Below are 8,666 nucleotides of genomic sequence, written 5' to 3'. Positions count from 1 at the left end.
ACATGACATGGAAAAGTTTGAGACAGAGGAGCGCCGCACGCGACACCGCGCCTTTGCTGAGCGAATACGTCGCGGCGTTCAATCCGTCGTTTATCGGCTTGCGTCCCGCCGATACCGCGCAACTCGTGAAGATCACGAAGGACTTCCGCGTGTACTACGCGCAGGTTCCGGGCAAGGCAGCGGGCGAATACACAATGGACCATACGGCGGCCAGTTACGTGTTCGATCCGCAGGGACGCTTGAGGCTATTTGCTCGCGACGGGCAGGGTGTCGACATCTGGGTTCATGATCTGAAATTGCTGCTGGATTAAGCGCAACACACGCCGCGCAGGCGCAAAAGACAAAAGCCCGTTTCAACGCAAGTTGGAACGGGCTTTCTGGTTTCCAGGCCCGGCTACTTCAAGTATTTCTCCCACACCGTTTCGTCGTCGCGTTGCGCTTGAAATCCGCAGCCGCGAAGGAGAGGTTCTGCAAGTTCAATGTAAAGACCCGCCACGCATTCAATGCGCTCATAGCCCGATTCGATGGCGAATTCCTGGCATGCTTCGAGCAAACGCCGGTCGATGCCTTCAAGTCTCGAATCCGGCTCGACGAAGAGCAAGACGATCCGCACATCGGCGGATGAAGGCGAACCGATCAACAAGGCCGCGCCCGCGCTCACGCCATCTTTCTCCGCGATCCAGCACCTGTTGCGCGTGGGATCGGGCGCTGTCAGATATTCTGCGACGACCCTCGCGGCGTGCATCTCGCGTGCCCGTTTTGCTGCGCTGCTCCCGATACCGAGTTGTGCCTCGCGCTCGACGATCCAGCCAAAATCGCCCGGACGCGGACCACGCAACCGGACCCGTGGTGAGCCTTGCGGCAGTGTCAGCAGTTTCTCGACGAGCTCCATCGATGCCATCAGCTGCGAGCCCTCATCCGGCGTCATGGCTTCGAGAGCCGTCGAGACATTGTTGCGTACGTGCGTGCTTGTCGCAGCCAGCACGCTCTCCCCGGCAGGCGCCAACGAAATGTGCCTGCTGCGCGCGTCGCCGGCGTATGGACTCCTGACGATCAGGCCACTACGCTCGAAATCGTTCAGCAGCCGGCTTAGATAGCCCGTGTTTATCTGGAGCGTGCGCGAAAGATCGGCTGCGATTGTCGTGCCCGCGTGCATCACCGCGAAAAGGACGCGCCACTCGGTCGGCGATAAGGCACTCTGCTCCGTCAGTTCGTACGGCGCCCAGACGTGCCGCGTGTAAAACCATTGAAACTTGCGCACTGCTTCAGTCATTCCCTCGTTCGAGCTACGGCTCCTCATTTCTTCGCCTCTCTCATCATGTGGTTCACGGTTCGCCGTTTCCCCTGGCGAACCGATTTGAATCATTGTGCCGAAAAATAGTATGACCGTGCCATCCTTGCGTCTGACGATAGCTTGCGAAGCTCACAGGGCGTCTATAGTGTGTAGACCGGGCTCAGCGAAGTGGGCTGCATGCAAGGGTAATCACTAATGCGAAATCAATCGTACAGTCGCTTCGATATTTTTATAAACCATTGATTATGAACAATTTTAACGATGCATCGAATAATGATTTCGTAAATTGACTGGTATTATTTTGGTTATATAATGGGCTCGCCGATTGCACCGGCCATGCGACGATTCCTATGGACATTTCGTCGACGGGGTTATCGTGAAAATTGATCAAATAATGTCAATGAAGGTGCCATTCCGGTGCTTGATTACAGCGTGTTCATCGGTTGGGAGGCGGTGCCACGCGGTGAGGTACCACCGGCAGGCATCGATAAAAACTATCCAGGGTGAAGTACGTCGTTGCAGGAAAACGCCATTTTTTTCCCATGGCGGTTTCCAGCCTGCTCGCAGCGGGCGCGGCGGCTGACGGAGCCTTACCACGCGTCGAAGCGCCGCCGTGCGAGCGCTTCAGGGCCGCCCGCCATGCGAGCGCGACCCACGCGCGTCACGCAGTACGTTTCACGAGAGAGATTCATGCTGAAAGGAAACATCCTGACGACCGACGGCTGGATCCACGGTTCGATCGCGTTCGAGAACGGCCGGGTGACGGCGCTCGAAGGTGCGAGCGTGGACCCCAGGACCAATGACGACCCGTATATCCTGCCGGGCTTCATCGATTGCCACGTCCATGGCGGTGGCGGCGCCGACATCATGGAAGGTGGCGATGCGGCCGTGACCGTTGCGCGCGAACACGCGAAGCACGGCACGACCAGCATGCTCGCCACCACCATGACCGCACCGCGCGACGAACTGATGGCGGTGGTCGCCGGCCTCGGCGAGCAGTCCGTTCGCCGGGCGCCGGGTGGCGCGCGCGTGCTGGGCGTGCATCTCGAAGGGCCTTATATCAATCCGGGCAAGCTCGGCGCGCAACCCGATGCAGCAGCCGTCGCCGTGCGCGACGAAGTGCTGAAGTATCTGTCGCTCGCGCCCATCCGCGTGGTGACCATCGCGCCGGAAATCTCGGGGCACATTGAAGTGATCCAGGAAATGGCGGCGCGCGGTGTGCGCGTGCAACTGGGTCATTCACTGGCGACCTATGACGACGCGGTCAACGCGCTCAAACACGGCGCGCGCGGTTTCACGCACTTGTTCAACGCCATGTCGCCGCTGCATCACCGCGATCCCGGCATGGTCGGCGCTGCGCTCGCGCATGCCGAGTACGCCGAACTGATTCCTGATCTTCTCCACGTGCATCCCGGCGCGATCCGCGCCGCGCTGCGAGCCATTCCGCGCCTGTATGTGGTGACCGACAGCACATCGGCGTCCGGCATGCCTGATGGCGAATATCGCCTGGGCAGCCAGCACGTGACCAAGTGCATGGGCGGCGTGCGTCTTGCCGACGGCACGCTCGCCGGCAGCACGCTGACCATGGACCAGGCGCTGCGCAATCTTGTTTCCATCGGCTTGCCGATGGCAGATGTTTCCAATCGCCTGTCACGTTACGCCGCTGATTACCTCGGACTCGAAGACCGGGGCCGGATCGCGCGTGGCGCGTGGGCGGACCTCGTCGTGTTCGACCGTGAACTGGCGTTGACAGCAACTTATGTAGAAGGTGAATCAATTGTCGAATATGCTTGATGAAGCGCTGGCGTCCGCCGACGTGGTGGTTGCCCAGCTTGCCGATACATCCCACATTGAAGCACTCGCCGCCCGGCTCGCCGAAGAGCCGCGGCATGTCGCGCTGACGGTTGCGCGCGGTTCGTCGGATCACGCCGCAAGTTACTTCGCAGGACTGACGATGAGCCGTATCGGCGTGCCGGTCGCGTCGTTGCCCATGTCGGTCGCCACCCTGCAGCAAGCACCATTGCGCGTGAAGGGCCAACTGGCCGTGGCGTTTTCTCAGTCGGGAAAAAGCCCGGATCTGATCGGCACCATGCAGGCACTGCGCGACGCAGGCGCCCTGACCGTCGCGGCAGTGAATGCGCCCAATTCACCGCTTGCCGAAGCCTGCGAGTGGAACCTGCCGTTACTCGCCGGCCCGGAGTTGTCCGTGGCGGCAACCAAGAGCTATATCGCGATCCTGTCGCTCTCGGCGATCGTCATTGCGCATGTGCAGAAAGACGCCGAGTTGCTCAACGCGCTCAAATCCTTGCCCGACGCGTTGCGCGCCGCCGGCAAGCTCGACTGGTCGCACGCGGTCAGCGAACTCAAGGACGTCGACCGCATGATCGTGATCGGCCGCGGTCTCGGACTGGCAATCGCCCAGGAAGCGGCGCTCAAGCTCAAGGAAACGTCGGGCATTCAGGCCGAAGCGTTTTCGAGCGCGGAAGTGCGGCATGGGCCAATGGAACTCATCGGCGAGGACTATCCGCTTCTCGTGTTCGCACCGCGCGGACCGGAGCAGGCTGGCCTGGTGCAGCTTGCCCGCGACATGCGCGCCCGCGGCGCACGCGTGCTGCTCGCAGCACCCGCCGATATCCCCGAAGCCAACTTGCCGCTGGTCGAGACCGCGCACTTCGCGCTTGATCCGATCGCAGCGATCTTGTCTTTCTATGTGATGGCCGACAGCCTGGCTGCCGCGCGCGGGCGAAATCCCGACGCGCCGCGCCATTTGGCCAAAGTCACCGAAACCCGTTAATCGAGAGTCATCCGATGCGCCGTGCCGAGGAGTCCCTGTTGAATCATTCCCCTGAAAACCTGAGCGATTTTGTATTGGTCGCGCCGTTCACCGGGCCGATGGTGCCACTCGCCGAAGTGCCCGATCCGGTCTTCGCCGACGGCATGTTCGGCGACGGCATCGGCATCGATCCGCTCGCGGGCGTGATGGTCTCGCCGTGCGACGGCGTCATCACGCACCTCGCGCGCACGCATCACGCGGTGACCTTGCGTACGGCGCAGGGCGCGGAAATCCTCGTGCATATCGGTATCGATACGGTTGAGCTCGGCGGCAAAGGTTTTACGCCGAAGGTCGAGCAGGGCGCGACCGTGCGCGCGGGCGACGTGCTGATCGAATTCGATGCGGACTTCGTTGCGCAACACGCGCCGAGTCTTGTTTCTGTGATCGCGGTGGCGAACAGCGACGCGTTCGAAGTGATCGATCGCGCCGGCTTTGGCATGTTGCGGGCGGGCGAAAGCCAGTTGCTGGTGTTGCGCAGCAAGGACGGCGTGAAGGCGGACGCGGCGCGCAGCCCGGCCAACGTTACGGAAGAAGCGCGCCGTAGCGTCACGCTCGGCCACGCGGGTGGCTTGCACGCGCGGCCGGCCGCACGCGCACGCGAGGCGGCGCGCGGGTTCGACGCAAAGGTCGAGGTGCGTTTCAACGGCCGCAAGGCACCCATAGAAAGCGTCGTCGGCCTGCTTGGACTGGGTGCGGGCGAAGGGGCGACCGTCGAGCTGCTTGGCGTGGGTTCGCAAGCAGCGGCGGCGGTGGACGCGGTCGCCGCGGAACTGCTGCGTGAAGCACATGGCGAAGTGGAAGAAAAGCCGGCACGTACGCGTTCGCCGGCGCCTGTTGCGGTTGTTCGCGACGCGGGCACGCCGCTCGATCCGAATACGCTGGCGGGTGTATGTGCGTCGGCGGGAATTGCTGTTGGCAAGCTCGTCCGCTGGGACGACAACGACGTCACGCCGCCCGAACAGGCGACGGGGACCTCGGCGGCGGAAAGCCGGTTGCTCGACAAGGCGATTGCGGCCATCGACGCCGAGCTCGACGAAACCGTGCGCACCGCTTCGCAGCGCGGCGCGGTCGGCGAGGCGGGCATCTTCGCGGTGCATCGCGTGTTGCTCGAAGACCCGACATTGCTCGATGCCGCACGCGACCTGATCAGCCTCGGCAAGAGCGCCGGGTTCGCATGGCGCGAGGCGATTCGCGCGCAGATCGTGCTGTTGTCCAACGTTGAAGACGCGTTGCTCGCGGAGCGCGCCGCGGATCTTCGCGATATCGAAAAGCGTGTGCTGCGCGCACTTGGCTACACGAACACGGCCGCGCGTCAGTTGCCCGACGAAGCCGTCCTCGCCGCCGACGAATTCACGCCTTCCGATCTGTCTTCGCTCGACCGCACGCGCGTGACGGCGCTGGTCATGGCGCGTGGCGGCGCGACGTCGCACGCGGCGATCATCGCGCGCCAGATCGGCATTCCGGCGCTGGTTGCCGTGGGCGATGCGCTGCACGCGATTCCCGACGGCACGCAAGTCGTGGTCGACGCATCGGCGGGCCGTCTGGAATACGCACCGACCGCACTCGATGTGGAACGCGCGCGCCTCGAGCGCCAGCGTCTCGCGGGTGTGCGCGAGGTGAACCGCAAGACGTCGCAGGCCGCGGCCGCGACCAGCGACGGCCGGACCATCGAAGTTGCAGCGAACATCGCAACACTCGACGACGCAAAGACAGCCGTGGAAAACGGCGCGGATGCCGTCGGCCTGTTGCGTACCGAGTTGTTGTTCATCCATCGCCAGTCGGCGCCGACCGCGGCTGAACACGCAGAAAGTTATCAATCGATAGTCGGCGCGCTGAGCGGACGCACGGCCATCATCCGCACGCTCGATGTGGGCGCGGACAAGGAAGTCGATTACCTCACGCTGCCGCCCGAAACCAACCCGGCACTTGGCCTTCGCGGCATTCGCCTCGCGCAGGTGCGCCCGGATCTGCTCGACGACCAGTTGCGTGGTCTGCTCGCGGTGAAGCCGTTCGGCACGGTGCGCATCCTGTTGCCCATGGTGACCGACTCGGGCGAACTCGTGCGCCTGAGAAAGCGTATCGATGAACTCGCGGCCGAGATCGGCCGGACCGATCCCATCCAGGTCGGCGTGATGATCGAAGTGCCGTCGGCGGCGTTGCTCGCCGACCAGCTCGCGCAGCACGCGGATTTCCTGTCCATCGGTACGAACGACCTCACGCAATACACGCTCGCCATGGACCGTTGCCAGGCGGATCTCGCTGCTCAAGCCGACGGTTTGCATCCCGCTGTCTTGCGCCTCATCAAGGCGGCAACCGATGGCGCGGCGAAGCACGGCAAATGGGTCGGCGTGTGCGGCGCGCTGGGCGGCGATCCGGTTGCGGTGCCCTTGCTCGTGGGCTTGGGCGTGACGGAATTATCGGTGGACCCGGTTTCGGTTCCCGGCATCAAGGCGCTCGTGCGCAAACTCGATTACCCACTGTGCCGTCAGCGCGCGCTCGATGCATTGGCGCTCGAATCGGCACAGGCAGTAAGAGCAGCAAGCCGCGAAATCTGGCCGCTGGACTAACACGTCCTTCCGGCTGCCAGGCTTCGCGTTCACTAGTAAAAAGAATCGATCGACAACACGTTTCACCTCACGATCAACGACAAGACACTTTCTTTGGAGAATTCGATGGACGCTAACCTGTTTGCAAAAATGCAGCGTCTCGGCCGCGCGCTGATGCTGCCGATTGCCGTGCTACCGGTGGCCGGGCTGCTATTACGCCTCGGCCAGCCGGATGTCTTCAACATCAAGATGATCGCCGATGCAGGCGATGCAATCTTCACAAACCTGCCACTCTTGTTCGCCATCGGCGTGGCAGTGGGTTTTGCGAAAGACAACAACGGTACCGCCGGCCTGGCTGGCGCGATCGGTTACCTGATCGAAATCGCGGTGATGAAAGACATCAACGACAAGCTCAACATGGGCGTGCTGTCGGGGATCGTTGCAGGTTGCGTGGCCGGGTTTCTCTACAACAAGTACAAAGACATCAAGCTGCCTGAGTACCTCGCGTTCTTCGGAGGGAAACGCTTCGTGCCGATTGTCACGGGAGTCGTCTGTCTGGTGCTCGGTATCGTCTTTGGCTATATCTGGACGCCGATTCAGGCAGCTATCGATGCAGCCGGCGGCTGGCTGACGGGCGCCGGCGCTCTCGGCGTGTTCGTGTTCGGCGTGCTGAACCGGATCCTGCTGGTCACGGGCCTGCACCACATCCTGAATTCGCTTGCATGGTTCGTGTTCGGTTCGTACACGCCACCGGGCGGCGGCGCAGCAGTGACGGGCGATCTGCACCGCTTCTTTGCTGGCGATAAAACCGCTGGCGGCTTCATGACGGGCTTCTTCCCGATCATGATGTTCGGCTTGCCGGCAGCTTGTCTTGCCATGTTCCACGAAGCACCGAAGGAACGTCGTGCAGTGGTGGGCGGGCTCTTGTTCTCGATGGCCTTGACCGCGTTCCTGACGGGCGTGACCGAGCCGATCGAGTACAGCTTCATGTTCCTCGCCCCCGCGCTCTACGCCATCCATGCTGTGCTCACGGGTCTGTCGCTCGCGATCTGCTCGGCGCTGGGCATTCACCTGGGCTTCACGTTCTCGGCTGGTGCGATCGACTATGTGCTGAACTACGGTCTGTCGCAGCGCGGCTGGCTGGCGATTCCTATCGGCCTGGTCTACGGTCTGGTCTATTACGGCCTGTTCCGCTTCTTCATCCGCAAGTTCAACATGGCAACCCCGGGTCGCGAGCCCGCAACGACGGACGCCGAAGTCGAATCGTTCGACAACACGGGCTTTGTCTCGCCGACTGCCGGCGCAACGGTGCCGCGCGCTGTGCGTTACATCGCGGCCTTGGGCGGTGCGTCAAACCTGACGCTCGTCGATGCCTGCACGACCCGTCTGCGTTTGTCCGTGGTGGATTCAGAGAAGGTTTCGGAGCCGCAACTGAAGGCAATCGGTGCACGCGGCGTGTTGAAGCGCGGCGCGACGAGCGTACAGGTCATCATCGGGCCGGAAGCCGATCTCATCTCCGATGAAATCCGTACCCAACTCGAGCGCTCGTCGACTCGCGGTGCGACGCCGGCTTCGTCCACGCCCGCTGCCAGTGAAGCCGCGCCATTGGCTTCGGTTTCTGCCGCCGAGCAAGGTCCGCTCGATCCGGATCCGGTGCGCTGGCTTGCCGTATTCGGCGGCGCAACGAACGTGGCTTCGCTCGACGCCGTGGCTACCACGCGTCTGCGCGTGGTCGTGCGCGATCCGTCGTCGGTTGATCGTCAGCGCTTGTCGACGCTCGATGTAGCGTGGGTTTCCGCCGATACCTTCCACATTGTCGTGGGTAACTCGGCGCCGCGTTATGCCGCCACGATGGCCAAGCGTTTGTCGACGGGTAACGGAGCGTCTCCGCTTCCGGCGTAAGCGGGCAGTGAAGCACCGCGGCTGAGCCTTCGGGTCTCGGCCGCGGAAGCTCTGTTGTCAACGTGAACCCATCGACACGATAGGTTCACCA

The 8,666-nt window shown here is 62.7% G+C and carries 6 protein-coding genes; 5 read left to right on the top strand and 1 reads right to left on the bottom strand.

The features are described 5' to 3' along the window. Window positions 1-311 (top strand): SCO family protein (locus tag ACFFAR_RS16880; RefSeq protein WP_375508159.1); only part of this gene is annotated, 311 nt, incomplete at its 5' end. A gap of 83 nt (window positions 312-394) precedes the next feature. On the opposite strand, the gene ACFFAR_RS16875 is transcribed toward ACFFAR_RS16880, so the two are convergent. Then, entirely contained in the window at window positions 395-1,273 is an 879-nt protein-coding gene (locus ACFFAR_RS16875; protein ID WP_174363062.1) for a GNAT family N-acetyltransferase, read from the bottom strand. Between the two features lie 711 nt (window positions 1,274-1,984). Between ACFFAR_RS16875 and nagA the strand changes: the two genes are divergently transcribed. The 4 genes from nagA to nagE all read left to right on the top strand — a co-directional run bounded on the left by nagA (window position 1,985) and on the right by nagE (window position 8,575). Then, on the top strand, window positions 1,985-3,088 hold the full coding sequence (nagA, locus tag ACFFAR_RS16870) for an N-acetylglucosamine-6-phosphate deacetylase (protein ID WP_061998342.1): 1,104 nt from the start codon (window positions 1,985-1,987) through the stop codon (window positions 3,086-3,088). Then, window positions 3,081-4,088 carry an SIS domain-containing protein gene (locus ACFFAR_RS16865; RefSeq protein ID WP_075359315.1) on the top strand — a complete coding sequence of 336 codons (1,008 nt, stop codon included), beginning with the start codon at window positions 3,081-3,083 and terminating at the stop codon, window positions 4,086-4,088. The genes nagA and ACFFAR_RS16865 overlap by 8 nt, the downstream gene beginning before the upstream one ends. Before the next feature lie 14 nt (window positions 4,089-4,102). Next, entirely contained in the window at window positions 4,103-6,694 is a 2,592-nt protein-coding gene (ptsP, locus tag ACFFAR_RS16860) for a phosphoenolpyruvate--protein phosphotransferase (RefSeq protein WP_375508158.1), read from the top strand. A gap of 105 nt (window positions 6,695-6,799) precedes the next feature. Then, window positions 6,800-8,575, top strand: coding sequence for an N-acetylglucosamine-specific PTS transporter subunit IIBC (nagE, locus tag ACFFAR_RS16855; protein WP_061998345.1), 1,776 nt, complete (start codon window positions 6,800-6,802; stop codon window positions 8,573-8,575). Window positions 8,576-8,666 lie beyond the last annotated feature (91 nt).

The organism is uncultured Caballeronia sp., assembly GCF_964243625.1.
In the GTDB taxonomy this organism is placed as follows: Bacteria; Pseudomonadota; Gammaproteobacteria; order Burkholderiales; family Burkholderiaceae; genus Caballeronia.
This window is presented reverse-complemented; position numbering and strand designations above follow the sequence as displayed.

What these genes read in the sequence shown, in the direction of transcription:
- ACFFAR_RS16875 (WP_174363062.1), bottom strand. Translation starts at nt 1,273, where the DNA reads ATGACTGAAGCAGTGCGCAAGTTTCAATGGTTTTACACGCGGCACGTC.
- nagA (WP_061998342.1), top strand. Translation starts at nt 1,985, where the DNA reads ATGCTGAAAGGAAACATCCTGACGACCGACGGCTGGATCCACGGTTCG.
- ACFFAR_RS16865 (WP_075359315.1), top strand. Translation starts at nt 3,081, where the DNA reads ATGCTTGATGAAGCGCTGGCGTCCGCCGACGTGGTGGTTGCCCAGCTT.
- ptsP (WP_375508158.1), top strand. Translation starts at nt 4,103, where the DNA reads ATGCGCCGTGCCGAGGAGTCCCTGTTGAATCATTCCCCTGAAAACCTG.
- nagE (WP_061998345.1), top strand. Translation starts at nt 6,800, where the DNA reads ATGGACGCTAACCTGTTTGCAAAAATGCAGCGTCTCGGCCGCGCGCTG.